At 62.1% G+C, this 26059-nt stretch carries 26 protein-coding genes; 18 read left to right on the forward strand and 8 right to left on the reverse strand.

The annotated features are described in order from the left end of the window. Positions 1-137: 137 nt before the first annotated feature. The 7 genes from WH299_RS26610 (at position 138) to WH299_RS26640 (ending at position 6820) form a co-directional block, all read left to right on the forward strand. Positions 138-1085 (forward strand): branched-chain amino acid ABC transporter permease, encoded by a 948-nt coding sequence (locus WH299_RS26610; protein ID WP_323624439.1) that lies wholly within the window; start codon positions 138-140, stop codon positions 1083-1085. Further along, positions 1082-2167 carry an ABC transporter permease subunit gene (locus tag WH299_RS26615; protein ID WP_339551768.1) on the forward strand — a complete coding sequence of 362 codons (1086 nt, stop codon included), beginning with the start codon at positions 1082-1084 and terminating at the stop codon, positions 2165-2167. Before WH299_RS26610 ends, WH299_RS26615 begins: the two co-directional genes overlap by 4 nt. Beyond that, complete coding sequence (locus WH299_RS26620) at positions 2164-2937, forward strand: ABC transporter ATP-binding protein (RefSeq protein WP_122728910.1); 774 nt, start codon at positions 2164-2166, stop codon at positions 2935-2937. Before WH299_RS26615 ends, WH299_RS26620 begins: the two co-directional genes overlap by 4 nt. Then, on the forward strand, positions 2930-3646 hold the full coding sequence (locus tag WH299_RS26625) for an ABC transporter ATP-binding protein (RefSeq protein WP_122728908.1): 717 nt from the start codon (positions 2930-2932) through the stop codon (positions 3644-3646). Before WH299_RS26620 ends, WH299_RS26625 begins: the two co-directional genes overlap by 8 nt. A gap of 63 nt (positions 3647-3709) precedes the next feature. Continuing rightward, positions 3710-4849 (forward strand): branched-chain amino acid ABC transporter substrate-binding protein, encoded by a 1140-nt coding sequence (locus WH299_RS26630; RefSeq protein WP_339551770.1) that lies wholly within the window; start codon positions 3710-3712, stop codon positions 4847-4849. Positions 4850-5109: 260 nt separating this feature from the next. Beyond that, positions 5110-5592, forward strand: a complete 483-nt coding sequence (locus WH299_RS26635) for an L-2-amino-thiazoline-4-carboxylic acid hydrolase (protein WP_068934334.1) — start codon at positions 5110-5112, stop codon at positions 5590-5592. Then, on the forward strand, positions 5585-6820 hold the full coding sequence (locus WH299_RS26640; RefSeq protein WP_339551772.1) for a Zn-dependent hydrolase: 1236 nt from the start codon (positions 5585-5587) through the stop codon (positions 6818-6820). Before WH299_RS26635 ends, WH299_RS26640 begins: the two co-directional genes overlap by 8 nt. Here the strand turns inward: WH299_RS26640 and WH299_RS26645 are convergent. Further along, positions 6817-7605 (reverse strand): AraC family transcriptional regulator, encoded by a 789-nt coding sequence (locus tag WH299_RS26645; RefSeq protein WP_068934330.1) that lies wholly within the window; start codon positions 7603-7605, stop codon positions 6817-6819. The genes WH299_RS26640 and WH299_RS26645 overlap by 4 nt on opposite strands. Before the next feature lie 86 nt (positions 7606-7691). Here WH299_RS26645 and WH299_RS26650 point away from each other — a divergent pair, with 86 nt between their 5' ends. From WH299_RS26650 to WH299_RS26660, 3 genes are all read left to right on the forward strand, one after another. Beyond that, positions 7692-8690, forward strand: coding sequence for a bile acid:sodium symporter (locus WH299_RS26650; protein ID WP_122728901.1), 999 nt, complete (start codon positions 7692-7694; stop codon positions 8688-8690). 86 nt (positions 8691-8776) lie between these two features. Next, positions 8777-9136: a type 1 fimbrial protein gene (locus tag WH299_RS26655; protein WP_339551774.1), complete on the forward strand. Its 360-nt coding sequence runs from the start codon at positions 8777-8779 to the stop codon at positions 9134-9136. A 122-nt stretch (positions 9137-9258) separates the two neighbouring features. Beyond that, a complete protein-coding gene (locus tag WH299_RS26660; RefSeq protein ID WP_339551776.1) occupies positions 9259-10443 on the forward strand; it encodes a sugar transporter in 1185 nt (394 codons plus the stop codon). 29 nt (positions 10444-10472) lie between these two features. Here the strand turns inward: WH299_RS26660 and WH299_RS26665 are convergent, their stop codons facing one another. Then, entirely contained in the window at positions 10473-10760 is a 288-nt protein-coding gene (locus tag WH299_RS26665; protein WP_126570912.1) for a helix-turn-helix domain-containing protein, read from the reverse strand. 2 nt (positions 10761-10762) lie between these two features. Continuing rightward, positions 10763-11077 carry a type II toxin-antitoxin system RelE/ParE family toxin gene (locus WH299_RS26670; RefSeq protein WP_126570913.1) on the reverse strand — a complete coding sequence of 105 codons (315 nt, stop codon included), beginning with the start codon at positions 11075-11077 and terminating at the stop codon, positions 10763-10765. 226 nt (positions 11078-11303) lie between these two features. On the opposite strand from WH299_RS26670, the gene aqpZ reads away from it, so the two are divergent. Beyond that, on the forward strand, positions 11304-12017 hold the full coding sequence (gene aqpZ / locus WH299_RS26675; protein WP_339551780.1) for an aquaporin Z: 714 nt from the start codon (positions 11304-11306) through the stop codon (positions 12015-12017). 75 nt (positions 12018-12092) lie between these two features. Here aqpZ and WH299_RS26680 read toward each other — a convergent pair whose 3' ends face one another. Next, positions 12093-13037 (reverse strand): aliphatic sulfonate ABC transporter substrate-binding protein, encoded by a 945-nt coding sequence (locus WH299_RS26680; protein ID WP_122728891.1) that lies wholly within the window; start codon positions 13035-13037, stop codon positions 12093-12095. Positions 13038-13231: 194 nt separating this feature from the next. On the opposite strand from WH299_RS26680, the gene WH299_RS26685 reads away from it, so the two are divergent. The 4 genes from WH299_RS26685 (at position 13232) to WH299_RS26700 (ending at position 17475) form a co-directional block, all read left to right on the forward strand. After that, the gene (locus WH299_RS26685; protein WP_339551783.1) at positions 13232-14563 is read left to right on the forward strand and encodes an LLM class flavin-dependent oxidoreductase; all 1332 of its coding nucleotides are present in this window, start codon (positions 13232-13234) and stop codon (positions 14561-14563) included. A gap of 95 nt (positions 14564-14658) precedes the next feature. Continuing rightward, a complete protein-coding gene (locus WH299_RS26690) occupies positions 14659-15717 on the forward strand; it encodes an ABC transporter substrate-binding protein (protein WP_177002202.1) in 1059 nt (352 codons plus the stop codon). Further along, on the forward strand, positions 15704-16693 hold the full coding sequence (locus WH299_RS26695; RefSeq protein WP_123475990.1) for an ABC transporter permease: 990 nt from the start codon (positions 15704-15706) through the stop codon (positions 16691-16693). The genes WH299_RS26690 and WH299_RS26695 overlap by 14 nt, the downstream gene beginning before the upstream one ends. Continuing rightward, positions 16687-17475 (forward strand): ABC transporter ATP-binding protein, encoded by a 789-nt coding sequence (locus WH299_RS26700; RefSeq protein ID WP_122728882.1) that lies wholly within the window; start codon positions 16687-16689, stop codon positions 17473-17475. The genes WH299_RS26695 and WH299_RS26700 overlap by 7 nt, the downstream gene beginning before the upstream one ends. Positions 17476-17600: 125 nt before the next feature. Here WH299_RS26700 and WH299_RS26705 read toward each other — a convergent pair whose 3' ends face one another. Further along, positions 17601-18026, reverse strand: coding sequence for a hypothetical protein (locus tag WH299_RS26705; protein ID WP_122728880.1), 426 nt, complete (start codon positions 18024-18026; stop codon positions 17601-17603). 145 nt (positions 18027-18171) lie between these two features. Further along, complete coding sequence (locus WH299_RS26710) at positions 18172-18894, reverse strand: pirin family protein (RefSeq protein WP_028616657.1); 723 nt, start codon at positions 18892-18894, stop codon at positions 18172-18174. A gap of 180 nt (positions 18895-19074) precedes the next feature. Here WH299_RS26710 and WH299_RS26715 point away from each other — a divergent pair, with 180 nt between their 5' ends. Next, on the forward strand, positions 19075-20025 hold the full coding sequence (locus WH299_RS26715) for a GlxA family transcriptional regulator (RefSeq protein ID WP_122728878.1): 951 nt from the start codon (positions 19075-19077) through the stop codon (positions 20023-20025). 149 nt (positions 20026-20174) lie between these two features. Then, entirely contained in the window at positions 20175-21644 is a 1470-nt protein-coding gene (locus WH299_RS26720; RefSeq protein WP_122728876.1) for a winged helix-turn-helix domain-containing protein, read from the forward strand. On the opposite strand, the gene WH299_RS26725 is transcribed toward WH299_RS26720, so the two are convergent. Together WH299_RS26725 and WH299_RS26730 are read right to left on the reverse strand one after the other, a co-directional pair. After that, positions 21591-24353, reverse strand: a complete 2763-nt coding sequence (locus WH299_RS26725) for an ATP-binding protein (protein WP_323624454.1) — start codon at positions 24351-24353, stop codon at positions 21591-21593. The two genes, WH299_RS26720 and WH299_RS26725, sit on opposite strands and share 54 nt — an antisense overlap. Positions 24354-24411: 58 nt before the next feature. After that, a complete protein-coding gene (locus WH299_RS26730) occupies positions 24412-24810 on the reverse strand; it encodes a helix-turn-helix domain-containing protein (RefSeq protein WP_122728872.1) in 399 nt (132 codons plus the stop codon). A 205-nt stretch (positions 24811-25015) separates the two neighbouring features. Here WH299_RS26730 and WH299_RS26735 point away from each other — a divergent pair, with 205 nt between their 5' ends. After that, positions 25016-25924, forward strand: coding sequence for a LysR family transcriptional regulator (locus WH299_RS26735; protein WP_123476000.1), 909 nt, complete (start codon positions 25016-25018; stop codon positions 25922-25924). Positions 25925-26059 lie beyond the last annotated feature (135 nt).

Raw genomic sequence — 26059 nt, forward strand, 5'->3', positions numbered from 1 at the left:
AGAGCCATAAGTGCCGTATTTCTGGCATAAACAGCCTTTTATTCGTTTGGTATATGCATATGACTTTCTGATATTTGATAAAAACAGAATAGATGCTTAGTGTGCCGCCCTTGCACGCACTGAGGTTTCTGGTCCTGATGGATGGGTTTATCCAACAACTGCTCAACGGTCTGATGACGGGCAGTCTCTACGCGCTGGTGGCCCTGGGTTACACCATGGTCTATGGCATTTTGCGCATCATCAACTTTGCCCACGGCGATGTGCTGATGATCGGCGCGTTGGTGGGGTTGTCGGTGATCCGCTTGGTGCAGGCCACTTGGCCTGCGCTGCCGCCGGTGCTGGTGCTGCTCTGTGCAACCTTGGTTGCCATGGCGTTTTGCGCGGTACTCGCGGTGGTGATCGAACGCGTCGCCTATCGTCGCCTGCGCCATGCCCCGCGCCTGGCGCCCCTGATCAGCGGGATTGGCGTATCGCTGCTGCTGCAAACCATCGCCATGCTGGTGTGGACTCGCAACCCGCAGATGTTCCCGCAACTGCTGCCGCTGGCGCCGATTGAAGTGTTGGCCGGTGCCTCGGCGCACCCAGCGATTACCAACGTCACGGCGCTGACTACTATCGCTATCGCGCTCTCGGTGATGGTCGCGCTGCTGGTGCTGGTGGAGCGCACGCGCTTCGGCCGGGCCATGCGTGCGGTGGCGGAGAATCCCCAGGTCGCCAGTTTGATGGGCATCAGCCCCAATCGGATTATCGTCATCACCTTTGCCATCGGCGGCGCCCTGGCAGCACTCGCCGGGATCATGATGGCCAGCAACTACGGCAGCGCGCATTTCTACATGGGCTTCCTGCCCGGCATCAAAGCCTTCACCGCAGCGGTGCTGGGCGGCATCGGCAACCTCAAGGGCGCCATGCTGGGTGGCCTGCTGCTGGGGCTGATCGAAGCCCTGGGCACGGGTTACCTGGGCGCGGCCACGAATGGCGTGTTCGGCAGTAATTACCAGGATGTGTTCGCCTTTATCGTGTTGATCGCGGTGCTGGTGTTCCGTCCTTCGGGGTTGTTGGGCGAACGTTTGGCGACCCGCGCATGAACAAGTCTCTGTCTCCCAACAAGCGTGCGAGTCTCGGCTTGCTGCTGTTCGCCGTGGCCCTGGTATTGGCGCCTTGGATCGTCGGGCATGCCGGCGGCAACACCTGGGTGCGCACCCTGGACTTTGCCCTGCTGTACATCATGCTCGCCCTTGGCCTGAATATCGTGGTCGGTTACGCCGGTCTGCTGGACATGGGCTTCATCGCGTTTTACGCGGTGGGTGCCTATCTGGCAGCGTTGCTCTCGTCACCCCATCTGCTGCAACAGTTCCCGGCATTGGCCGCGCTGTTGCCGGCAGGGATGCACACCTCGATCTGGCTGATCCTGCCGTTGGGCGCGCTGCTTGCTGCCGGTTGCGGCGTAGTGCTGGGTGCACCGACCCTGCGCCTGCGCGGCGATTACCTGGCCATCGTCACCCTGGGCTTTGGCGAAATCATCCGGATCCTGCTGCGCAACCTCGATCGCCCGGTAAATATCACCAACGGGCCCAAAGGCATTGCCCAGGTCGATCCGGTCAGCCTGCTGGGCGTGAACCTCGCTCGCACCCAGGAACTATTCGGTCTGCGCCTGCCGTCGGTCTATCTCTACTACTACCTGTTCACCGCGTTGGTGGTGCTGATCCTGTTTGCCTGCATCCGCCTGGAGCGCTCGCGCATCGGTCGCGCCTGGGTGGCGATCCGTGAAGACGAAGAAGCGGCGCAGGCCATGGGCGTGAACACCGTACGCCTCAAGCTGTTGGCGTTTGCCATTGGCGCCGCGTTCGGCGGGGTGAGCGGGGCGCTGTTTGCATCGTTCCAGGGCTTTGTTTCGCCGGAGTCCTTCACCCTCAACGAGTCCATCGCCGTGTTGGCCATGGTGGTGCTGGGTGGCATGGGCCATATCCCTGGCGTAATCCTCGGCTGCGTGCTTTTGGCGGCCTTGCCCGAAGCCTTGCGCGCCAGCATGGGCCCGCTGCAGCAGGCGCTGTTCGGCCAGGTGCTGGTGGACCCGGAAATCATCCGCCAGTTGTTTTACGGCCTGGCGCTGATTCTGGCGATGCTCTATCGACCGGCCGGGCTGTGGCCCAAAGGAGTGGCACGATGAACGCACCGCTGTTGCAGATAGACCAGGTCAACAAGCACTTCGGCGGCGTCGCGGCGCTGACCGATGTGAGCCTGAGCATCCAGCCCGGTGAGATTTACGGGTTGATCGGCCCGAACGGAGCGGGCAAGACCACGTTCTTTAATGTGATGACCGGCTTGTATACCCCGGATTCCGGGCGTTTCCAGTTGGATGGCCGCGATTACCAGCCCACCAGCGTGCATCAGGTGGCCGAGGCGGGCATTGCCCGCACATTCCAGAACATCCGCCTGTTCAATGCGATGAGCGCCCTGGAAAACGTTATGGTCGGGCGCCATGTGCGCACCCGCAACGGCCTGTGGGCGGCCTTGAGTCGTCACCGCCGCGCACAGGAAGAAGAGGCACAGACCCGCGCCCATGCCCACCGTTTGTTGGCGTATGTAGGCCTGGCCGGCTTTGCCAATTACCGCGCCGACAGCCTCAGCTACGGCCATCAACGCCGCCTGGAAATCGCCCGCGCCTTGGCCACCGAGCCACGCTTGCTGGCCCTGGATGAACCGGCGGCCGGCATGAACGCCAGCGAGAAAGTACAACTGCGCGGCCTGCTGGAAAAGATCCGCGACGACGGCCACACGCTGTTGCTGATCGAACACGACGTCAAGCTGGTGATGGGCGTATGCGACCGCATCAGCGTGCTCGACTACGGCCAGGTCATCGCCGTCGGCCCACCAGCCGAAGTGCGTCAGCATCCGGCGGTGATCCAGGCCTATCTGGGAGCCAGCGCGCATGTCTGAAGCCTTGTTGAACGTCGAGGGCTTGCAGGTGCGCTACGGCGCCATCGAAGCCGTCAAATCCCTGGACCTGCATATTGCTGAAGGCGAGCGTGTCACGCTGATCGGCGCCAATGGCGCGGGCAAGTCCTCCAGCCTCAAGGCCTTGACCGGCTTGCTGCCGGCGGCCAGGGGCGAGATCCGTTTTGCTGGGCGATCGATTCTCGGCCAGGCGCCGGAAAAACTGCTGCGCCAGGGCATCGCCATGGTCCCGGAAGGCCGCGGGATTTTCGCGCGCATGAGCGTGCTGGAAAACCTGCAGGCTGGCGCCTTTCTGCGTCGCGATAACGAACAAGTGCAGCGTGAAATGCGCCAGTTGTTCGAACACTTCCCGCGCCTGGAAGAACGCCTGCATCAGTCCGCCGGCCTGTTGTCCGGTGGCGAGCAACAGATGCTCGCCCTGGCCCGTGCGCTGTTGTCACGCCCGCGCTTGTTGATCCTGGATGAGCCGTCCATGGGCCTGGCGCCGATCATGGTCGAGAAGATCTTCCAGGTGATCGACGATGTCTGTCGCCAGGGCATGACCCTGTTGCTGGTGGAACAGAATGCACGGCTGGCGCTGCAAGTCACCGACCGTGCCTACGTGATGGACACCGGGCGCATCACCTTGACCGGTCCCTCCCAGGCTTTGCTTGAACACCCCGAGGTGCGCAGTGCTTACCTCGGTGAATAAAACCATGACGCTACCGGACGCCCGGCGTGTTCCGACCCGCCCGACACTTAGCAGGAATAACCCATGAACACGTTGAAGAAAACCGCATTGATCGGCCTGGCCCTGAGCAGCCTGGCCAGCGCCGTGGCCCAGGCCGACCAGACTGTGTTGATCGGCCTCGCCGGTCCGCTCACCGGCCCGTCGGCACGGATCGGCAAGGACCTGGAAAACGGCGCGCAACTGGCCATCGACCAGGCCAACGCCAAGCACCCGAAAATCAACGGTGAAGCCGTGACCTTCAAGCTAGTGTCCGAAGACGACCAGTCCGACCCACGCACCGCCGTCACCGTGGCCCAGCGCCTGGTGGATGAAGGCGTGGTGGGCGTGGTCGGCCACTGGAACACCGGCACCAGCATCCCGGCGGCACGGGTTTACCACGACGCGGGCATCGCCCAGGTGGCGCCGGTGGCTACCGGTCACGCTTACACCCAGCAAGGGTTCGACACCAGTTTCCGAATCATGGGCCATGACGACGATGGCGGTCAGGTAGCAGGCGACTATGCCTTGAAGACCCTGAAAGCCCAGCGTATCGCCGTGATCGATGACCGCACCGCGTTCGGCCAGGGCCTGGCGGACCAGTTCGTCAAATCCATCGAAGCCGGAGGTGCCAAGGTGGTGTCCCGCGAATACGTGGACGACAAGACCATCGACTTCAGCGCCGTGCTGACCAATATCCGCAGCCAGAACCCGGACCTGATCTTCTTCGGCGGCGTCGATGCCCAGGCCGCGCCGCTGGCCCGTCGCATCAAGCAGTTGGGGATCAAGGCGCCATTGATGGGCGCCGGTGGTTTCGTCAGCCAGACCTTCCTGCAATTGGCGCAGAACGAAGGCGAGGGCGTAATCGCTCTGGAGCCGGGCCTGGCGATTGCGCAGATGCCGGGCGGCAAGGCATTCGAGCAGGCTTACAAGGAACGCTACAAAACCAGCATCGAGCTGCACGCGCCGTTCGCCTACGACGGTGTGGGGGTGTTGGTGGCAGCGATCGAAAAGGCCGATTCGGTGGACCCGCAGAAATACCTGTCGGTGCTGCGCGCCATTAGCTATGAGGGCGTGACCGGCACCATCACCTTTGACGGTGAAGGCAACTTGAAGAAACCGTCGTTCACCGTTTACCAGGTCAAGGCCAATCAATGGCAGCCGGTGAGCGTGGCAGGCGGTCAATAATCGCTGATCTGGGGTGAGCATACTTTAGTGTGGTGAGGAGGATTACTGTGGTGAGCGGGCTTGCCCCGCGCTGGGCTGCGAAGCGGCCCCAAACCAGGCGCTGAGGAGTTGTCTGACACACCGCGGCGTTCCCAATGGGGCTGCTACGCAGCCCAGCGCGGGGCAAGCCCGCTCACCACAACAAGCCCGTTCACCAGAGAGAGCCCCCCTTTGAGCTTGGGGGGAATTAATAGGTTTTGTGGAGCTGATGGAGGCACACAATGAGCAAACTGGAAGGTGAACTGGGCATCCTCGCCCGGCGGCGCATCGAGGCCGAAATCATCAAGCCGATCTACGAGATCCTCAAGCGCGAACAGGGCAAGGACTTTGCCGCTGCGGTGATCGGTGAAGCCGTGGGCAATGCCGCGATCCAGGCCGGCAAGCATTTTGCGTCGCTGGAAGAGCAGGGCGCTGACCTCAAGAGCTTCGTCGAGCTGCAAGTGCTGTGGGAAAAGGACGACGCGCTGAAGGTCGAGATCATCGCCAGTGACGCCGAGCACTACGACTACGACGTCAAGCGCTGCCGCTACGCCGAGATGTACCACGAGATGGGCCTGGGCGAGATCGGCCATCTGCTGTCGTGCAACCGTGACGAGCTGTTTATCGTCGGCTACAACCCGGACATCAAGTTGACCCGCACCCAGACCATCATGGGCGGCGATCACCGTTGTGACTTCCGCTATCGGGCCAAACCTCATGAGTAAGCTGGCGCGTGTGAACGGCGAACGCCTGTGGGCTTCGCTGGTGGAAATGGCGCAGATCGGCGCCACCGAAAAAGGCGGCGTCTCGCGCTTGGCGCTGACCGACGAAGACCGCCGTGGCCGCGACCTGTTCGTGCAGTGGTGCGAGGCGGCCGGTTGCAGCATTCGCGTGGACGCCATGGGTAATATCTTCGCCCGTCGTGCGGGGCGCTTCGATGATTTGGCCCCGGTCATGACCTGCTCCCACGGTGACTCCCAGCCCTTTGGCGGCAAGTACGATGGCATCTACGGCGTGCTTGCAGGGGTGGAAGTGCTGCGCACCCTGAACGACCTGGGCATTGAAACCGACCGGCCCATCGAAGTGGTCAACTGGACCAACGAAGAAGGTTCACGCTTTGCGCCGGCGATGATTTCGTCGGGCGTCTATGCGGGGGTGTTTGACCTGGAATACGGGCTGTCCCGGGAAGACAAAGCCGGCGTGACCATTGGCCAGGCGCTGCAGCAAATCGGCTACGCAGGCACCGAACCGGTGGGTGGCCAAGCGATCCACGCCGCGTTCGAACTGCATATCGAACAAGGCCCGATTCTGGAGGCACAAGGCATTACCATCGGCGTGGTCACTGGCGCCCAGGGCCAGCGCTGGTACGAAGTGGAACTGAGCGGCCGCAGCGCCCACGCCGGCACTACGCCCATGGATCATCGCCTGGATGCCTTGCTCGGTTTTGCCCGTGTGGTCGAGGCCGTCAACGGGTTGGGCCTGGAGCAGGGCGCCGAAGGGCGGGCCACGGTGGGCATGGCGAATATCTTCCCTAACTCGCGCAACGTGGTGCCGGGGCGGGTGTTCTTCAGTGTGGAATTCCGTCACCCGGACGAAGCGGTGCTGGCGCGCCAGGACCAGCAGTTGCGCGATGCCGTGGCGCAGATTGCCGACGGGATTGGCTTGCAGCACAGCGTGAAGCAGATTTTCCAGTACGCGCCGATTGCCTTTGACACGGGCTGTGTCGAGGTCGTGCGGGCGTCGGCTGAGGCATTGGGCTACAGCCATCGGCCGATGATTTCCGGTGCTGGGCACGATGCCTGCTACCTGAACCAGGTGGCGCCGACGGCGATGATTTTTGTGCCCTGCGTGGATGGGTTGAGCCATAACGAGGCGGAAGAAATTTCCCAGGAATGGTCGACGGCGGGGGCGGATGTGTTGCTCCAGGCGATGCTGGCGAAGGCCTCTGCCTAGCGAAAGAACTCACCCGGCGTCGCCTCGAACTGCTGGCGAAACGCATTGATAAACGCCGAGGTGGATTCGTATCCACACCCCAGCGCCACATCCGTCACCCGCTCGCCTTGCTCCAGGGCGGGCAGGGCAGTCAGTAACCGCAAACGCTGACGCCACGCCCGAAAGGTCAGCCCGGTGTCGCTCAGGAATAGGCGGCTGAGGGTTTTCTCACTCACCCCCAACTTCTGGCTCCACTGGCCCAAGGTCGTCTGCTGCTCCGGGTGTGAGTTCAGGCTGCGATAGATCTGGCGCAAACGCGGGTCCAGTGGCAGCGGCAGCATCAGGTCGACTTGCGGCGCCGCCGCCAGTTGGTCCAGCACCACCTGGGCCAAACGCCCATCCGGCCCATCCTCAGCATATTCCACCGGCAATTCGCTGAAGCTGCGGATCAACTCCCGCAGCAAGCTGCTCACCTCCAGCACATGACAGCGCTCATCTGCCCAGGTGGTGACGCTGCAATCCAGGTACAAACTGCGCATTTCCGTGTGGGGCGAGCTGAACACGCGGTGCGGCATGCCGGCCGGAATCCACACCGCCCGCTGAGGCGGGGCGACGAAGCGGCCGACGCTGGTCTGGATCTCCAGCACCCCGGAAATCGCGTAGGACAATTGCACCCACGGGTGGCTGTGGCGACGGGTCAGCGCACGATTGGGCAGGGATTCGGTGCGTCCGTACACCGGCCGTGGCAGGCTGGAAAGCCCGGGCACACTGCGGCGGACGGTCTTGTCATGTCCTTTAGGCGGCATTTACTGGCTCATTGGCGTTAGTCGGTAACAAGCCGTTACGTTAGAGTCGCGACGACGCTCTTGGCAACCCCCGGAAGATCCTGCTTATGACTCGCCCCCGTTTTCTGCCCGACAACTTCACCCTGACGCTGATCGCCACGGTGATCCTCGCTTCCCTGCTGCCCGCCAGCGGCCAGACTGCCGTGGCCTTCGGCTGGGTCACCAACCTGGCGATTGCGCTGCTGTTCTTCCTGCACGGCGCCAAGCTGTCGCGTCAGGCGATTGTTGCCGGTGCCGGCCACTGGCGCCTGCATCTGTTGGTGTTCAGCCTGACCTTCGTGCTGTTTCCGCTGCTGGGCCTGGCCCTCAAGCCGGTGCTGTCGCCGTTGATCGGCAAAGACCTGTACATGGGCATGCTGTACCTCTGCGCCTTGCCGGCCACGGTGCAATCGGCGATTGCCTTCACGTCCCTGGCGCGGGGCAATATCCCGGCGGCGATTTGCAGTGCGGCGGCGTCCAGCCTGTTCGGGATCTTTCTCACGCCGTTGTTGGTGACACTGTTGCTCAACGTGCACGGCGAGGGCGGCTCTACCGTCGACGCGATCCTGAAGATCAGCGTGCAATTGCTGTTGCCATTCATCGCCGGGCAGATCGCCCGGCGTTGGATCGGTGAGTGGGTCGGCCGCAATAAATCCTGGCTGAAGTTTGTCGACCAGGGCTCGATCCTGCTGGTGGTGTACGGCGCGTTCAGCGAAGCGGTCAACGAAGGCATCTGGCACCAGATCCCGCTGTGGGAACTGGGCGGTCTTGTAGTGGCGTGCTGCGTGCTGCTCGCCTTGGTGCTGGTGGCTTCGACCGTGCTGGGCAAAGCCTTCGGCTTCAACCAGGAAGACCGCATCACCATTCTGTTCTGCGGTTCGAAAAAGAGCCTGGCAACCGGCGTGCCGATGGCCCAGGTGTTATTTGCCGGAGCCTCCATGGGGGTGCTGATCCTGCCGCTGATGCTGTTCCACCAGATCCAGCTAATGGTCTGCGCGGCGCTGGCGCAGCGTTATGCCAAGCGGCCGGAAAGTATTCCGGAACTGATGGGCCAGGTGGATCCATGATCCCTGTCACAACCTTCGGCGAATAGGCTCAAGTAAACGCCGGCCCAGACGACTACCTTCTTAACTACCCAAGAAGGAGCGTCGACATGAACGTTAAGCGTTTGTCACTGGTTACCGGCGTTCTTGCGGTATGGGCGGGGGCTAGCCTGGCAGGGCCCTCAGGCGTCATTCAGTTTCACGGCAGTATCGTCGAGCCCGGTTGTCATGCAACTGCATCAGGCGGGTCGACGCTGGAACTCAAGGGCTGTCCGCAGGCCTTGCGTGGCAGCCAGTTCGCGGTGCAGCCCGTGCGCACGGTGACGGCGCTGGGCACTGCGCAGGCAGACGTCAAGTTGGTCGCCGAAAGCAGTGATGGGCGCTATTACGACCAGCGGTATGTGTTGGTGGACGCCCTCGGCAAGCCCATTCAATCGGGGGCCTACGTGGTCACCATGACCGCGCCGTGACGCCCTGAGGTTGTTTTGAGCCGGATCGGCGTCAACAGCCGCGCCAGAAACCTATAGAATGCTCGGCGGCGGCGCTTGTCCTGGGTGGCCGTCTGACCATCGTCCGAGTACCGCGCCCTTCAATGAGCATTTCAGCCGCAACGCCCCAAGCCAACTGGCAACCGGTCATCGCCCTCGCGTTGGCCGCCTTTGTGTTCAATACCACCGAATTCGTGCCCGTCGGGCTGCTCAGCGCCATCGGCGCCAGCTTCGACATGCCCGTGTCCAGCGTCGGGTTGATGCTCACTATCTACGCCTGGATCGTGTCCCTGACCTCGCTGCCGGTGATGCTGCTGACCCGCAACGTCGAACGGCGCAAGCTGCTGATCGTGCTGTTCTGCATGTTTATCGTCAGCCACATCCTTTCCAGCGTCGCTAACAGTTTCGGCCTGCTGATGCTCAGTCGCATTGGCATTGCCTTGTCCCACGCCTTGTTCTGGTCGATCACCGCGTCTCTTGCTGTACGCCTGGCGCCGGAAGGCAAGCAGGTGCAAGCCCTCGGCCTGCTGGCTACCGGTACTTCTTTGGCGATGGTCCTGGGCATTCCACTGGGCCGCCTGCTGGGCGAAGCCATGGGCTGGCGCACCACGTTCCTGGTGATCGGCGCGTTCGCCGCCGCCCTGGTGTTCTGGCTGGCGCGCACCTTGCCGCTGCTGCCGAGCCAGAACTCCGGCTCCTTGCGCAGCCTGCCGCTGCTGTTCAAGCGCCCGGCGCTGGTGGCGTTGTACGTGCTCACGGCCATGACCGTGACCGCGCAATTCACCGCCTACAGCTACATCGAGCCTTTCGTCGAAGGAGTGGCCGGCATGAGCGGCAGCGCGGTGACCCTGATCCTGCTGGTGTTCGGCGGCGCGGGCATCATCGGCTCGCTGTTGTTCAGCCTGGTGCACCGCTTCAATCCGCACCTGTTCGTAGTCGGCGCGGTATTCATCCTCGCCGCGTGCCTGGCGCTGCTGCTGCCGTTAAGTGGCGCAGAATCCTACCTGGTGGTGCTGAGCGTGTTCTGGGGTATGGCGATCATGGGCTTCGGCCTGGCGATGCAATCCAAGGTACTGGTGCTGGCGCCGGATGCGACCGACGTGGCCATGGCGATGTTTTCCGGCATCTACAACATCGGCATCGGCGGCGGCGCCCTGATGGGCAGTTGGGTGGGTAGCCAGTTTGGCTTTGCCTGGATCGGCGCGGCGGGCGGGTTGCTGGCGGCGCTGGCGTTGATTGGCTACTGCCTGGCGATCCGCCGGTTTGGGCAGGGTGTGGCGCGAGCCTGAGTCAAACGCCCGCGCCAGCCACCGTTGGGCTAAGGCGCCAATGCATTCAACACATGCACGGGGTCATTGTGAATGGCCCTCAACAGCGCTTTGGCCGGCCCTGTCGGTTCCCGTCGCCCCTGTTCCCAATTACGCAGTGTGCCGATTTGAACATCGATCATCGCGGCGAATGCAGCTTGAGTCAGGCCGGTTGCCTTACGGATTTGTTTGACTTGAAGCGCGTCAACAATGAATTCGCGAGAGGGCTGGCGCTCGCCTCGGACGATTTCGTCCATTTGTTGCACGCTTTCCATCAGCTCATCAAAGAATTTGCTCATGGTTATCTCCAGTGTTCGATGACGGCTTTCAATGCCTTGCGTTCGTCGTTTGTCAGGTCTTGCTGTTCGTTTTTCGGATAAATCATCAGTAACGCGATTTTTGACGCAGTGACAAAGTGGTAGTAAATCACTCGCGCACCACCACGTTTGCCGTGGCCCTTTGAGGCGACACGTAATTTTCGAATGCCACCCGTACCTTCAATCACATCTCCAGCGCTTGGGTTCACCATCAACGCTACCTGCAAGCTCAAATAGGTATCGTGATTCATGAGTTCCGTTACACGCCGGGTAAAAATTGGGGTTTCAATAAAAATCATAGCAAATGTACGCCATTGACTTAGTCGTCGGCAATGCTAGTGCAGTCAGACAGCTGGATCATCTGTTCAGTTGTAAGCGGGTTTTAGGTCAAAGGCCCCTATTCACTCTCCAGACGTTAAACGTTCAAAAGCATTAATCCAGACAAGTCTTACACAGCAATTTGATACCCATTGCTACCGTCGCCCAAGACCGCCCACGGCCTGTGGTGACGGCACTTGAACAGCAATGGAGTCGATTGTGCAAAAGCGTTTGACCGCCGAGTTTATCGGTACTTTCTGGCTGACGTTCGGCGGCTGTGGCAGCGCCATCCTGGCGGCGGCTTTCCCGGAACTGGGCATTGGGTTTGTCGGCGTTTCGCTGGCGTTCGGGCTCACGGTGCTGACCATGGCCTATGCGGTAGGCGGCATTTCGGGTGGGCATTTCAACCCGGCGGTGACCCTGGGTTTATGGGCGGGGCGTCGTGTGGCGGGGAGTGATGTGCTGCCGTATATCGCGGCGCAGGTGGCTGGAGCGCTTGGCGCTTCTGCAGCGTTGTACCTGATTGCCAGCGGGCAGCCGGATTTCGCAGTGGGTGGTTTTGCCGCCAATGGTTATGGACCACTAAGCCCTGGCCTCTTTGATATGAAGGCCGCGTTGCTCGCGGAATTCATCGCCACGTTCTTTTTCTTGTTCATCATCATGCGCGTGACCGCACCAGGCGCGGTGCCTGGCTTTGCACCGATTGCGATTGGGCTGGCCCTGACCTTGATTCACCTTGTGTTGATTCCGGTGACCAATACCTCGGTGAACCCTGCACGCAGCACCGGGCCTGCGTTGTTTGCCGGGGGCGAGTACCTTGCGCAGCTTTGGCTGTTCTGGCTGGCGCCGATAGTGGGCGGGGTGATGGGGGCGTTGGCGGCGCGTTCGTTAGGTGAACGCGACAAAAAAACGCCCGCCTGAACATCATCGGCCGGCGCTCGGGCGTGACCGGGTCAGCAAGGAGTGAGCTGGCCGTTGTACCCCTTGCTCACCTCCTTATGGCTTCCAGGTCTGCACATCCTTGGCATCCACGGCCTTGGGCAGTAGTCCTGCCTTGAAGAACGCATCGGCGATTTTCTGCTGCTCGCCCAGTTGGTCGAGCGTCACCGGCTGCACCTGGTAACTGCGGTGTGCATTGGCGGCTTCAACGGTGGCCGTATCCAGGTTGCCCCACAGCGGGCCGAGGATCTTGGCCGCGTCCTGCGGGTTGGTTTTCACCCACTGGCCGGCCTTTTCCAGCTGTTCATACACCACCTTCAACACCTCAGGATGCGCCTTGGCGTAAGGCGTGCCCGTCAGGTAGTAGCGCTTGTAACTGGCCAGCCCCGCGCCGTCGGCCAGGGTGCGCGTGGGCAGTTGACGTTGCACGCTTGTGAGGAAGGGTTCCCAGGTGACCCAGGCGTCGACCTTGTTGTTCTCGAACGCCGCGCGACCATCGGCGGGTGTCAGATAAGCCGGTGTGATATCCGAAAATTCCAGGCCCGCCTTGGCCAGCGCTGCGATCAGCAAATAGTGGGTGCCCGCCGCCTTGGTCACGGCGATTTTCTTGCCCTTGAGCTCCGCCAGTTGCTGGATTGGCGAGTCCTTGCGCACCACGATGGCTTGGGCTGAAGGCGAGGGCGCTTCCTGGGCGAAGTAGGTGAGCTTGGCCTGGGCGGCCTGGGCGAAGATCGGCACGGTATCGGCCACGTCGGCGCTGATGTCGACGTTGCCCACGTTGAGCGCTTCGAGCAGCGGCAGGCCGCTGGGGAACTCATGCCAGCTCACGTCGATGTGGTCGGCCTTGAGGGCTTTTTCCAGGGTGCCTTGGGTTTTCAGCAGGGTGATCAGGGTCGAGGACTTCTGGTAACCGATGCGCACGGTTTCCTGGGCCTCGGCGCTCGCGGCGACGGAAAAGGCCAGCAACCCGAGTACTGCGGCGAGGGGACGACGTATGGACATAGCGAGCTCGATCTTCAACGAAATAGCGTCGAGCTTAAAGTTCTAAAAACTATTCGTTAAATACTCTTTCGGTCTGAGCTTAGGGCGCTTTTTTTGAGATCAAACCCATCGGTAATAACCATAGAACTATATGGTTCTTTCATAGTTGTTCGTAATTAATATAATTAAATGGAATTTTTAAGCGAAAATATCCCATGACCAAAAACCGCCAGATCCATTTATCCGCGTTCCTGTTGAGTGGGCCGGTGGTGCACAGCCACGCCGTGTGGCGTCATCCGGAGACCGTCGGCAATTACCTTGACCCCGAGTACTACGCGCGGGTGGCCAAGGTGGTGGAAGAGGGGTTGTTCGACTTCCTGTTCTTCGCCGATCGCCTGGCCGTGGGCGATCAAATGGGCGGCTCCCGCGAGTTCGCCTTGCGCTACGGTGCCCAGGACGCTACGCGGTTGGACCCGCTGCCGATCCTCTCTTACCTGGTCGGCAAGACCACCAAGCTGGGGCTCGGAGCGACCCGTTCCACCACCTATTACGAACCGGCGCACATCGCCCGTGAATTCGCCACCCTCGACCACCTGTCCAAGGGCCGTGCAGCCTGGAATATCGTCACCTCGATGAACGACAGCGAAGGGCGTCTGTTCGGCAAGGACAAGCACCTGGAACACGATCTGCGCTATGACCGCGCCGATGAGTTTGTCGAAGTCGCGCTGAAGCTCTGGAACAGCTGGGGCAAGGACGCGCTGAAGCTGGATCGAGAAAGCGGCGTGCTGGCGGACCCCGAGTTGATCCGTTCGGTGCAACATCAGGGTGAGTGGTTCAGGGTCGAAGGCCCGTTGAATATTCCGCGCACGCCCCAGGGGCGACCGGTGCTGATCCAGGCCGGTTCGTCCGGGCGTGGCCGGCGCTTTGGCGCGCGGTGGGCCGAGGCGATTTTCACCATCCACCCGCATTTGGTGGCCATGCGTGCGTTTCGCGATGACGTGCGTGCGCAGGTGGTGCAGCAAGGCCGTGAGGCTGACAGCTGCAAGGTGCTGACGGCGGTGATGCCGTTCATGGGTGGCAGTGAAGCTGAAGCCCGTGCCAAGCGCGATCAGCACAACGCGTTGGCGCGGCCTGAGCTGGGGCTGGTGACATTGGCGTCGCAGTTGAATGTCGACCTGTCGCCCTTTCCGTTGTCGGCAACATTGGCCGAAATCGCCCAGTCGCCGCTGATCCACCCGGCCGCCGCTGAAAAGCTGTTGATGCAAGGCCCGCAAACCACCCTGGAACAACTCGGGCGCCTCTTCGCCAGCAGTGTGCGCGTGCCGCAGTTGGTGGGGACGGGCGCGCAGGTGGCCGATCAGTTGGCCGAGCTGTTCGAGCAGGGCGGTTGCGATGGGTTTGTGATTTCACCGGGGTATCTGCCTGGCTCGTTCACCGAGTTTGTCGAGAGCGTGATTCCGCATTTGCAGCGCAAGGGGTTGTTCCGCACGGCGTATGAAGGGTCGACGTTGCGTGAGCATTTGGGATTGGCTGATCTCAACAACTGACTGCGTGGCGAGGGCGGCTTCTGTGGCAAGCCCGCCCACCACAGCAAGCCCGACCGCCACACCACCGACCACATTCAATTAAAGGGATATTTCGCATGGCTGACTTCGATCACTTAACCCGCCGCCGCCTGCTGGGGCTGGCCGGTATTACCCTGGCCAGCCTGTCGCTGCCACGCCTGGGCTTCGCCGCCGATGAACACGCCGGCCATAACACTTCACAGGAACCTGCCGGCACCGGTGAATTCATCCGCCTCGACGCACCGCGCAAGCTGAAGCTGGCAGTCAACCTCAACGCCGTATGCCTGGCGCCAGTGGTGATCGCCCACGGCCAAGGCTTTTTCACCAAGCACAATCTGGACGTGGAACTGGTCAACTTCGGCAACTCAACCGAAGTACTGCTGGAGGCCATCGCCACCGGTAAAGCCGACGCCGGTGTGGGCATGGCGCTGCGTTGGCTCAAGGCGCTGGAGCAAGGGTTCGATGTGAAACTCACTGCGGGCACTCACGGCGGCTGCCTGCGCTTGCTCAGTGCGGTGAATGGCGGCGTGACCAAACTCGAAGACCTCAAGGGCAAGGCTATCGGCGTGACCGACATGGCCAGTCCGGACCGCAATTTCTTCTCGATCCTGCTGAAGAAACACGGCGTGGACCCGGTGCGCGACGTGGAATGGCGGCTGTACCCGGCCGACCTGCTCGGCACGGCCCTCGAGCGTGGCGAAGTGCAGGCGGTGAGTGGCAGTGACCCGTTCATGTACCGCCTGATCAAATCCGGCGTGGCCCGCGAGCTGTCCACCAACCTGGTGGAAGAGTACGCCAACCTCAGCTGCTGCGTGGTCGGCGTCACCGGCAAACTGGTGCGCGAAGACAAACGCGTGGTCGCGGCCTTGACCCAAGCGATTCTGGAAGCCCACGACTATTCCGTGCAGCACCCCGAAGAAGTTGCCAAAGGCTTCCAGGCCCATGCGCTGAATACGTCGGTAGAGGAAGTGCAGGCGATCCTCCACGACCACACCCACGGCCATCACGCGGTGGGCGCGGCGCTGACCCAGGAAATCCTCACCTACGTCACCGACTTGAAAACCGTCGAAGTGATCAGCAAGAGCACCGACCCGGTGGAGTTTGCCAAGGAGATCACCGCCGATGTCTTCAGTTGATGCGGCAACCCTGAACCCATCCCTGGCGTTCAAAGTCTGGTGGCAGGGCGTGGCGGTGGTGGGGGCCTGGCTGGCCGTCGCGCTGCTGATCAGCTACTGGCCCAACGCGACGCGCAACTGGCCGATGACCCAAGGCCTGGCCAATCTGTGCGTGGGCATCGCGGCGCTGTTCATCGTATTGAGCCTGCTGGGGCGCAAGATAGCGATGTTGGGCCTGCGCCTGCGCAACGCGGGTCCCTGGCTGATCGCCTTGCCGGTGCTGCTGGGTATCTGGGAACTACTCACCGCCAAACTGGCGCTGTTGCCGGTGCCGTTTTTTGCGCCGCCCCAGGCCTTGCTGGCCGTGTATATCGAAGACTACCCACGGCTGGCCGACAGTCTGTTGCACTCGGCGCTACTGCTGGGTTCGGGCGTGGCGCTGGGCGCGATCACCGGGTTTATCGCGGGGGTGGCGATCGGATGGTCCACGCGCATCGGCTACTGGTTGCACCCGGTGTTGCGCATTCTCGGTCCGGTGCCGTCGACGGCGTTGTTGCCGCTGTGCTTTTTCCTGTTTCCGAGCAGTTGGAGCGCCAGTGTATTTCTGATCGCCCTGGCTACCTGGTTCCCGGTCACGGTGCTCACTTGGTCCGGCGTGGCGAGTGTGGACAAAGCCTATTACGACGTGGCCCGCACCCTCGGCGCCAAGCAAGCTTTTCTGATTTTCAAGGTGGCGATTCCCGCTGCATTGCCTCACGTATTTGTCGGCCTCTTCATGGGCCTGGGCGCCTCGTTTTCGACGCTGGTGGTGGCGGAGATGATGGGCGTCAAATCCGGTATCGGGTGGTACCTGCAATGGGCCCAGGGCTGGGCCGCCTACGCGAATATGTACGCCGCCTTGCTGATCATGGCGCTCGCGTGTTCAGGGTTGATCACCGGGTTGTTCCTGGTGCGTGACCGGTTGTTGGCCTGGCAGAAAGGATCGATGAAATGGTAGCCCTGGCACACGCAGTATCGGCGTCGGAAGGTTTGGCGCTGCGCATAGAAAACCTGAGCCATGGCTTTGCCCTGGACGGCCTGCATCTGCCGGTATTGGAACGGGTTTCGTTGGCTGTGGCGCCAGGCGAATTCGTGGCCTTGCTCGGGCCTTCGGGATGCGGCAAGTCGACCTTGCTGCGCTTGGTGGCCGGCCTGGAACCGGCGGACTCCGGCCGTTTGTTGGCGGACGGTGAAGCCATCACCGGCCCGGACCCGAGCCGCGTGGTGGTGTTCCAGGACCCGACGCTCTACCCATGGCGCCGCGTGTGGGACAACGTCGCCGTCGGCCTGGAAGCGCAGGGGCTGCTCAAGACTCATTCGGCCAAGGTCGACGAAGCCCTGGAAAAAGTCGGTCTCAGTCAGTTCGCTCGCGCTTATCCACGGCAGTTGTCCGGTGGCATGGCGCAACGGGTGGCGCTGGCCCGCGCACTGGTCAATCAACCACGCCTGCTGATCCTCGATGAGCCGCTGGGCAAGCTCGACTCCCTGACCCGTATCACCATGCAAAAGGAACTGATCGACTTGTGGCAGCGCCAGGGTTATACGGCCTTGCTGGTGACCCACGATGTGGAAGAAGCCTTGCTGTTGGCCAACCGGGTGGTGGTGTTCAGCGACCGTCCGGCGAACATCCTGGCGCAATTGACGATTGACCGGCCGTACCCCCGACACCGGGACGATCCTTATCTGGTGGACTTGCGACGCCAGATTCTGGGCCTGCTGGGGCTGGGGGAAAGTTGGTAGCCAGATACGCTCATGTGCCGGCGTTTGCCTACCCGGCTTGGTTCAACGGCGTAGCTGCACTTCATCGAAGGCGAAAAAAAACCGGCTGATCAGGCCGGTTTGGGGTTCCCGCCAGCAGCGCGGGGTTAAACGTTGTTGCCTTGCAGGCGATCAGCACCACCTTCGGCCAGACCACGTTCTTGCAGGCGATCAGCACCGCCTTCGGCCAGACCACGTTCTTGCAGACGATCAGCACCGCCTTCGGCCAGACCACGTTCTTGCAGGCGATCAGCACCGCCTTCGGCCAGACCACGTTCTTGCAAGCGATCAGCACCACCTTCGGCCAGACCACGTTCTTGCAGACGATCAGCGCCACCTTCGGCGACACGACGTTCCAGCAGGCGGTCCGAACCGTTTTCGGCAAGGCGGTTACCTTGCAGGCGGTCTGAGCCACCTTCTGCAACACGGCTTTCGATCAGGCGATCCGAGCCGCCTTCAGCGACAACAGGGTGAGCAAATGCGTTGGCAGCGAGTACCGAGAAAGCGAGGCTAAGCAAGATTTGGCGTTTCATGAGGGTGTGCTCCGAGTGTTTTAGTTGGGTTGTTGCCGGTATGGGGTTGATGTTACGCGTTGCATTTTTTAAGAGAACTTCATTGGGCTGATGGTGACTATCGACGCCAGCGATGGCTCGTTGCGACGAGCCATCGCACGCCTGGTCATGGCATCTGCGGCAATTCTTGCGGGCGCAGATCGAACACCAGCACTTCGGCGTCCTCACCATGGCCCAGGCGGATCTGCCGTTCATCCCGCACGCGGGCGCCGTCGCCTTCCTGCAAGCGCTGGCCGTTGACTTCAACGCTGCCTCGGGCCACATGGATGTACACATGACGATCCGGCGCCAGGTCCAGGGTGGCGGCTTCGTCGCCGCTGAACAGCCCGGCATACACCCGTGCGTCCTGGCGCACGCTGAGGGAACCATCGTTGCCGTCCGGCGAGATGATCAACTGCAAGCGCCCACGTTTCTGCGCCTCGCTGAAGTGCTCCTGTTGATAACGCGGTTCGGCCCCGGCTTCATTCGGCACGATCCAGATCTGCAGGAAGTGCACGCCACGGGTCTGGCTGTGGTTGAACTCGCTGTGGGCCACGCCGCTGCCGGCGCTCATCAGTTGCACATCGCCGGGGCGGATCACCGAGCCGGTGCCCAGGGTGTCTTTGTGTTCCAGCGCGCCTTCCAGCACATAGGAGAAAATCTCCATGTCGCGGTGCGGGTGTTGGCCAAAGCCTTTACCGGCTGCAACACGGTCATCGTTGATCACCAGCAGGTCGGAAAAGCCCTGTTCTTTCGGGTTCCAGTAGTTGGCGAACGAGAAGGTGTGGAACGACTTCAACCAACCGTGATTGGCGGCGCCGCGTTCGGAAGCTTTGCGAAGGGTCAGCATGGTCTTGTCCTCAAGTGGGAGCGGGCTGCGGCATGCAGGGCTCCGGCGTTGAGAAGAAGGTTAATGGTTAATGGATGATTCATTAAGAAGCTGAAATCTGAATAACTGTCGCCTTCAAGTTGACAGTTCTGAACGTGTAATAATGGCGGCCGCATTCCTTCTCGATGGACTTTTCTCGCTATGAAAACCGTGGCCATGGCGCTATTTCCGGACTTCCTCCTGCTCGACATGGCCGGGCCGCTCGAAGTGTTTTCCATTGCCAACCGCTACCTGCCAGCGGCGGATCACTATCAGATCCTTACCCTCGGCACCGAGCCTGGCCCATTGCGCGCCTCCAATGGTGTCGCGGTACACACCGACTTGCTGCTGGACCAGGCCCAGGATGCCTACGACCTGCTGCTGGTGCCCGGCGGTCCTGGTGCCTACAACGAATGCCATCCCGCCTTACTGCCATGGCTCAGGGCGGCAGCGCCACGGGCGCGTCGCTTCGGCTCCATTTGCACCGGCGCCTTTGTGCTGGGGCATGCCGGTCTGTTGGACGGTCACCGCGTGACCACTCACTGGCACTACACCGAGCGGCTGATCAAGGCGTTCCCCAAGGCTGTTGTGGAAACCGACCGTATCTATTTGCAGGACGGGCGCCTGATCACCTCGGGTGGCGTCACCGCCGGTATCGACCTGGCGCTGTCGGTGGTGGCCCAGGACCACGGCAAGCATGTCGCCGTGGAAGTGGCCAAGGTGTTGCTGGTGGTGATGAAACGCCAGGGCGGCCAGGCCCAATTCAGTCCGATGACGGCGGCGGTGGCGCCTCAGGAAACGGCGATCACCCGCGTGCAGAAGCATGTGCTGGAGCATCTTGATCAACCGTTCACTATCGAGTCCATGTCCGAACTGGCCGGCATGAGCGCGCGCCACTTTGCGCGGTTGTTTGCCAAGGATGTGCAGATGACCCCCATGGCATTCCTGCAGGGCGCGCGCATCGACCGCGCCCGGCAATTGCTGGAAACCACCGACTTGCCGCTCAAGACCGTGGCTTTCCACGCGGGCTTTGGCAGCGTGCGGCACATGCGCTTTCTGTTCAGCGAAAAACTGGGCCTCAACCCGACCCAATACCGACAGCAGTTCAGTTAACGACAGAATGTCCGTCTGGCGCACCCGAATGTCCGTATCACTCCCTGTGCCAGCATTGTCCTGTCATCGCCAACTGGCAAGATAGCGGCAAGCCCACGGAAAAGGATGCGCGAACGCCCAAGGCCGGGTGTTTCAGCGCTTTTACACAGATGAACAACCCTCAGGCGATTGACGCTGATGGCACGGTGCGCTTCGGCGCCTATGTCTTTCACCGGCAACAGCGTCTGGTCAGCAAGGCAGGCTGGCCGGTGCCTCTGGGCGGGCGGGCGCTGGATATCCTCACGGTGCTGCTTGAAGCGCCTGGGCAGTACATCAGCAAGGCCACCTTGATCGAGCGCGTGTGGCCGAACAGCGTGGTGGAAGAAAACAACCTGCGGGTGCACATCGCTGCATTGCGTCGCGCCCTTGATGGGCAGCGTTTCATTCTCAACGACCCACAGCGTGGCTACTGTTTCGCCGCCCCCGTGCACGGGGTTGTGCCGGCCACTTTACCCCTGCATAACCTCGCCGCACGCCTGAGTCCGGTGATGGGCTGTGATGAGCTGTTGGGCGTGCTGGTGCGACGCCTGTCCGGCCAGCGCCTGATGACGCTCACCGGGTGTGCCGGCGTGGGCAAGAGCAGCCTGGCCCTGGCGTTGGCTGAGCGGGTGTTGCCGCGTTACCGGGACGGCGTGTGGTGGGTCGATCTGGTCACGGTGGAAGCGCCGATGAGCATGCTGCGTCACCTGGCTTCGGTGCTGCACCTTGAACCCTGCGCCAATGCCGCTGAACTGGGGCGGCAATTGGCGGCCCGCCAGTTGTTGCTGGTGCTCGACGGTGCCGACCTGCTACTCGGTGCCTGCCGTCACCTGGTGCACGTGCTACGCGAAGCGGCGCCTCAGGTCAGTGTGCTGGTCAGCAGTCGTGAAGCCCTGCAAGTCCACGGCGAATGGGTGCAACGCGTGCCTCGGCTGTCGGTGCCTGCGCCATCGGCGTTGAGCCGTGTCGAAGAAGCGATGGCTTACCCGGCGGTGCAAGTGTTCGTCGCCCGAGTACGTGCTGCTCAGCAAGGCTTTGTGCTGCGCCCCCAAGACTTGGCCCCGCTGCGTGACATCTGTCGACGCCTGGATGGCATTCCCCTGGCCCTGGAGCTGGCGGCCGCTCAAGTGGACGCCCTTGGCGTACGTGGATTGCAGCAGCAACTGTGCAAAGGCGTGCAAGTGCTGAGCCGGGGCCGGCGCACGGCGGTGGAACGTCATCAATCCCTGAACGCGGCCCTGGACTGGAGCTACCAGCGCCTGAGCCTGCCGGAGCGCTGGCTGTTCCTGCAATTGGGACTGTTCAAGATGGCGGTCACCTTGCCCACCTTGAGTGAACTGGTCGCGGGTACCGAGCTGGAACATGCCGACTTGGCCTACCTGCTGGGGCGTCTGGTGAGCACTTCGTTGCTGACCCTCGAACCCGGCCCCGGCAACGCCCGTTACCGCCTGCTCAACTGCGTGCGCAGCTATGCGCTCGCGCAGTTACGCGACCCGATGCAGGTCGCGCGCTTGCAGCAGGGCTATGGGCATTACCTGGGGCCGTTTTCAGGCCGGCCGTTTGTCCTGCAACTCGTCGAGCAGGCCGCGTACGCGGACTAGGTCCTGGGTGGCAAAGCCCTCCGTGAACCGCGTGTAGACCGAACTCAGCAGATCGCGGGCCGGCTGCACGCGGCCTTGCGCCTGCCACAGCCGTGCCAACGACGTCGCACAGCGCAACTCCCAGGCCAGCGCGCCTTGCTGGTGAGCCAGGCCCAAAGCTTCCAGCAGCAGCGCTTCGGCCGCACGGGCATCGGTCGTGCTTTCGGCGCGTATCCGCAGGATCTCCGGGGTGCACCAACCCGCGTCGCCCGCGCGGGCGCGTTCGAACCCAGGCTCGTCCAGTGCATGGGAACCCAGCGTGACCAGGATATCCTCAATCAACCCCAGGCCTTGCAGGTCCTTGTGCCCAAGGATTCCCGCGTAGTGACCTGCCCACGTCTTGAACAACTGCACCGAATGCTTGTGGGCATGTTCCAACAGCAGTGCCTGCAGGGTCTGGGCGGTGTCTTCGTCACCGTTGTAACGGGCGATGACCACGCCTGCCAACGCCAGGGTGTAGCAGATGGAGGTGCCATGATTGATCTGCTGCGCCAGTTCCAACGCCTGGTTGGCGGTGCGCCAGGCTTGCTCGGGAAAGCCCTGCAACCACAGGATTCGCGCCAGCACCGTGAGTGAGGCAACGCTTTGGTCGTATTGCACACCGATGCCGTGGGCAAATCGGTTGACGTGGCCGCTGTGCGCCATGCGTTGGATCACTTGTTCGGCATTGTGCCGGGCGAGTGCCTGGTTGCCGTTGTAATGCTGGGCCAGCACCCGCAGACGCTGGGCGCTGATATCCAGTTGCGGGTCGGTGCGTGGGTCGAGGCGATCAAACTGCACGCTTTGCGCCAGCGCCTGACGATACTGGCCAGCACACAGATTCACCGCCATATGCCCGGAGATCGCGCGCAGTTGCCCTGCGACGTCCTCGTGCGCTTCGGCCAGGTGCCGTGCACGGACGAACGCGGCAATGGTCTGCGGGGCCCCGCCCATGGCGTGATAGGACAGGCTGCCCAGCGCCAATTGCAGTTGCATCGACAAGCGGGGGCAGGGCGATGCGGCCTGGTCCATCAACGCCAGCGCCTTGTCCACGTACAAACGGTGTTCCCTGAGCAACGACAATTCTTGCCACAGCGGCATTGCGCTGACGGTCAAGCGGATCGCCAGCAGGTGTTCGCCCGCCTGCGCGAGCCCCCAGTCGAGGGCAGCGCGGATATCTTCACGCAGCGGCGCGTAACGGTCGATCCAGGGTTGGGTGGCGACCGAATCCCAATCGTCGCGCGCCTGTTCCATCAGCGCCAGGCAACGCTCTGCATGGCGTTCGCGGGTGGCGTCAAGCTCTTGGGCGACGCTGAGCTTTTCCAGGGCGTAGGTGCGGGTGATGTCCAGCAGGCGATACACCATCTCATCATCACCGGCCTCGACGTTAAGCAAGGATTTGGCGACTAGTTGAGTGATTGAGCCCAGCACTTCGGCGGGTGCTACCTGTTCCCCGGCAATCACCGCCGCCGCACTGGCCAGGCTGAAACCGCCGCGAAACACCGCCAGGCGACGCAGGCAGATCTGTTCGCAGGCGGTCAGCAGCTCAAAGCTCCAGTCCAGCGTCGCGCGCAAGGTTTGATGACGAGGCAGGGCGTTGCGCCGGCCACGGGTCAGCAGGCGGAAATTGTCCTCCATCTGCACCAATAGCCCTGGCAAGCCAAAGCGCTCGATCTGCGCCGCCACCAACTCGATCGCCAACGGAATGCCGTCCAGGCGCTGGCAGATATCAATCGCCAGCGGCAGCTCGGCTTCGCTCAGCTCGAAGCTGTCCTGATGGGACATGGCTCGCTCGATCAACAATTGCAGGGCCGGGTAGCCCAACGCTTGGGCGCGATTGCCGGTGACGGGCGGGCAGGCCAAGGGTTCCAGGCGCTGCACGGATTCGCCTTCGGCGCGCAATGCCTCGCGACTGGTGGCCAGGATGTGCAGCCTGGGCGCATGGCGCAGCAGGGTTTCGCTGATCAGGGCGATGTCGTCGAGCAGGTGCTCACAGTTGTCGATCACCAGCAGCAACTGGCGGTCCTGCAGGCTGCGCGCAAAGGTCGCCAAGGGTTCGTGCTCGGCATGAGTGACGTCGAGCAGGGCAGCCAGGTTGGGCAGGATCATCGATGGCGCGCTCAACGGCGCCAGGTCGAACAGCCGGATGCCGTCGCGGTAATGCCCGATCAACAATTCCGCCACCCGCAGCGCGACAGTGGTCTTGCCGATGCCGCCGGCGCCGGTCAGGGTGATAAAGCGTTGTTCCGGCAGTTGCTGCACCAGGCTGTCGATCAAGGCCTGGCGGCCGATCATCCGAGTACGCCGCAACGGCAGGTTGTGGCAGGGACGTTGTGGGGCACCTTCGGAAGGCGGTGTCATCGGTTCGATGCTCAGTGGCGCAACAAAACTGTAGCCGCGCTGGGCCACGGTCACGATATAGCGCTGCCCGGCCTGGCCATCGCCCAGAGCCTTGCGCAACGCCGCCATATGCACCCGCAGGTTGCCGTCTTCCACCACGCTTTTGGGCCAGACGCGCGCGATCAACTCCTGTTTGCTCACCACATTGCCGGCCTGCTCCAGTAAGATCAGCAGGATCTCCACCGCACGCCGTCCCAGGCGCAAAGGGCGACCCGCCTCGAGCACCAAGCGTTGGCGCGGGTGGATGCGATAGGGGCCGAAATGTACGGCCTGGTCGCCGGGGTCGCTCATGGCTGGCCGTGCTCGGAAAGGGGGGAGCGGCCAGCATATTCCAGGTACGCACCGACCACTAGGCTGCGATGACTTGAAGCTTGTGACGTAAGTGGTGATTTCGCCAGGTCATCGGGTTGACGCCTTCGCTGCGGGTGAACATATGGCAGAAGTGCGCCTGGTCGCAAAAACCGCATTCCAGGCTGATTTGCGTCAGGCTCAGGGACGAACTGGTGATCAGCTCCTTGGCGCGCTGGATGCGCTGTTGGCGGATCCACTCTTGCGGTGACAACCCGGTGGTGCACTTGAACGCCCGGGAAAAATGGCTGCGCGACAGCGCGCAGGCCTGGGCCAGGTCGGCAATCGCCAGGCTCTCGCCCAGATTGGCCAGGATCAGTTGCTTGGCGATGCGCTCGCGCCGAGGGCACAGGCCTCCGGTGGCGGACAAACGAGGGGCATATTGCTCGAGTCGGGCCATGACAAATATCCGCAGTCGATGGGAGCGTTCCCGGTGGATGGATGCAGTGTAGACGCGGTCAATCTTGTTGCCGGACCGTCCGGCTGACGAGTTAATCGTTGTTAATTTCGCCAGGTGCCGAGGTGAAAAAGACAGCACAGACATGCAATGCCGGTCGGGTTTTGCATGCTTATCTGTGCGCTTGCCAACCGTTTGGATGCTTCCTATGAACCGCAACGACCTGCGTCGCGTCGACATGAACCTGCTGGTGATTTTCGAAGCACTGATGTTCGAGAAGAACCTGACCCGGGTCGCCGAAAAACTCTTCATGGGCCAACCGGCGGTGAGCGCGGCGTTGGGGCGTCTGCGCGACCTGTTCGACGACCCGTTGCTGCTGCGCAATGGGCGGGGCATGGAGCCCACGCCACGTGCCGTGGCGATACTCAAGGAGTTGCAACCGGCCATGGACACCATCTCCGGCGCGGTCAGCCGTGCCAAGGATTTCGACCCTTCCACCAGTTGTGCGGTGTTTCGCATTGGCCTCTCTGATGACGCTGAGTTTGGCCTGTTTCCGCCGTTGCTCAGTCAACTGCGCGAGGAGGCGCCGGGAATCATCGTGGTGGTGCGTCGGGCCAATTACCTGTTGATGTCGTCGTTGCTGGCCAGTGGCGAGATTTCGGTGGGGGTGAGTTACACCACTGAATTGCCGGCGAATGCCAAGCGCAAGAAGCTGCGGGATATTCCGTGCAAGGTCTTGCGTGGGGATGGTGGTGTCGAGCCGCTCACGCTGGATGATTACTGTGAACGCCCTCATGCAATGGTGTCGTTCTCGGGGGACTTGAGTGGCAATATCGATCTGGATTTGGCGCGGATCGGCCGGGCGCGGCGGGTGGTGTTGGCGGTGCCGCAGTTCAGTGGGTTGCGGGCATTGTTGGCGGGGACGCAGATAATTGCGACGGTGCCGGATTATGCGGCGTGTGCGTTGACCGAGGGGACGTCGTTACGCGCGGAGGATCCGCCGTTTGCGATTGAGGAGGCGCAGTTGTCGATGGTGTGGAGTGGGGTGCATGACAATGATCCGGCGGAGCGGTGGTTACGGGCACGGATTGGGGAGCATATGGTTCGGGTGGTTTGATTATTTTAAATGAGTACATATCCGTTATTTGGGTAACGGCAGCTTATGGTTCCGCCCTTACGGCGGCTCACTTTTGAAAAGCGCAAAAGTAAGCAAAACGCTCTTGCCCCAACACTCGGCACCTCGCCTAGGCTC

Source organism: Pseudomonas sp. MYb541, from assembly GCF_037479595.1.
In the GTDB taxonomy this organism is placed as follows: domain Bacteria; phylum Pseudomonadota; class Gammaproteobacteria; order Pseudomonadales; family Pseudomonadaceae; genus Aquipseudomonas; species Aquipseudomonas canadensis.

What these genes read in the sequence shown, in the direction of transcription:
- WH299_RS26705 (WP_122728880.1), bottom strand. Translation starts at nt 18,026, where the DNA reads ATGAAACGCCAAATCTTGCTTAGCCTCGCTTTCTCGGTACTCGCTGCC.
- WH299_RS26630 (WP_339551770.1), top strand. Translation starts at nt 3,710, where the DNA reads ATGAACACGTTGAAGAAAACCGCATTGATCGGCCTGGCCCTGAGCAGC.
- WH299_RS26620 (WP_122728910.1), top strand. Translation starts at nt 2,164, where the DNA reads ATGAACGCACCGCTGTTGCAGATAGACCAGGTCAACAAGCACTTCGGC.
- WH299_RS26720 (WP_122728876.1), top strand. Translation starts at nt 20,175, where the DNA reads ATGAACAACCCTCAGGCGATTGACGCTGATGGCACGGTGCGCTTCGGC.
- WH299_RS26730 (WP_122728872.1), bottom strand. Translation starts at nt 24,810, where the DNA reads ATGGCCCGACTCGAGCAATATGCCCCTCGTTTGTCCGCCACCGGAGGC.
- WH299_RS26725 (WP_323624454.1), bottom strand. Translation starts at nt 24,353, where the DNA reads ATGAGCGACCCCGGCGACCAGGCCGTACATTTCGGCCCCTATCGCATC.
- WH299_RS26650 (WP_122728901.1), top strand. Translation starts at nt 7,692, where the DNA reads ATGACTCGCCCCCGTTTTCTGCCCGACAACTTCACCCTGACGCTGATC.
- WH299_RS26660 (WP_339551776.1), top strand. Translation starts at nt 9,259, where the DNA reads ATGAGCATTTCAGCCGCAACGCCCCAAGCCAACTGGCAACCGGTCATC.
- WH299_RS26715 (WP_122728878.1), top strand. Translation starts at nt 19,075, where the DNA reads ATGAAAACCGTGGCCATGGCGCTATTTCCGGACTTCCTCCTGCTCGAC.
- WH299_RS26655 (WP_339551774.1), top strand. Translation starts at nt 8,777, where the DNA reads ATGAACGTTAAGCGTTTGTCACTGGTTACCGGCGTTCTTGCGGTATGG.
- WH299_RS26670 (WP_126570913.1), bottom strand. Translation starts at nt 11,077, where the DNA reads ATGATTTTTATTGAAACCCCAATTTTTACCCGGCGTGTAACGGAACTC.
- WH299_RS26625 (WP_122728908.1), top strand. Translation starts at nt 2,930, where the DNA reads ATGTCTGAAGCCTTGTTGAACGTCGAGGGCTTGCAGGTGCGCTACGGC.
- WH299_RS26695 (WP_123475990.1), top strand. Translation starts at nt 15,704, where the DNA reads ATGTCTTCAGTTGATGCGGCAACCCTGAACCCATCCCTGGCGTTCAAA.
- WH299_RS26640 (WP_339551772.1), top strand. Translation starts at nt 5,585, where the DNA reads ATGAGTAAGCTGGCGCGTGTGAACGGCGAACGCCTGTGGGCTTCGCTG.
- WH299_RS26700 (WP_122728882.1), top strand. Translation starts at nt 16,687, where the DNA reads ATGGTAGCCCTGGCACACGCAGTATCGGCGTCGGAAGGTTTGGCGCTG.
- WH299_RS26645 (WP_068934330.1), bottom strand. Translation starts at nt 7,605, where the DNA reads ATGCCGCCTAAAGGACATGACAAGACCGTCCGCCGCAGTGTGCCCGGG.
- WH299_RS26680 (WP_122728891.1), bottom strand. Translation starts at nt 13,037, where the DNA reads ATGTCCATACGTCGTCCCCTCGCCGCAGTACTCGGGTTGCTGGCCTTT.
- WH299_RS26665 (WP_126570912.1), bottom strand. Translation starts at nt 10,760, where the DNA reads ATGAGCAAATTCTTTGATGAGCTGATGGAAAGCGTGCAACAAATGGAC.
- WH299_RS26735 (WP_123476000.1), top strand. Translation starts at nt 25,016, where the DNA reads ATGAACCGCAACGACCTGCGTCGCGTCGACATGAACCTGCTGGTGATT.
- WH299_RS26690 (WP_177002202.1), top strand. Translation starts at nt 14,659, where the DNA reads ATGGCTGACTTCGATCACTTAACCCGCCGCCGCCTGCTGGGGCTGGCC.
- WH299_RS26635 (WP_068934334.1), top strand. Translation starts at nt 5,110, where the DNA reads ATGAGCAAACTGGAAGGTGAACTGGGCATCCTCGCCCGGCGGCGCATC.
- WH299_RS26610 (WP_323624439.1), top strand. Translation starts at nt 138, where the DNA reads ATGGATGGGTTTATCCAACAACTGCTCAACGGTCTGATGACGGGCAGT.
- aqpZ (WP_339551780.1), top strand. Translation starts at nt 11,304, where the DNA reads ATGGAGTCGATTGTGCAAAAGCGTTTGACCGCCGAGTTTATCGGTACT.
- WH299_RS26710 (WP_028616657.1), bottom strand. Translation starts at nt 18,894, where the DNA reads ATGCTGACCCTTCGCAAAGCTTCCGAACGCGGCGCCGCCAATCACGGT.
- WH299_RS26685 (WP_339551783.1), top strand. Translation starts at nt 13,232, where the DNA reads ATGACCAAAAACCGCCAGATCCATTTATCCGCGTTCCTGTTGAGTGGG.
- WH299_RS26615 (WP_339551768.1), top strand. Translation starts at nt 1,082, where the DNA reads ATGAACAAGTCTCTGTCTCCCAACAAGCGTGCGAGTCTCGGCTTGCTG.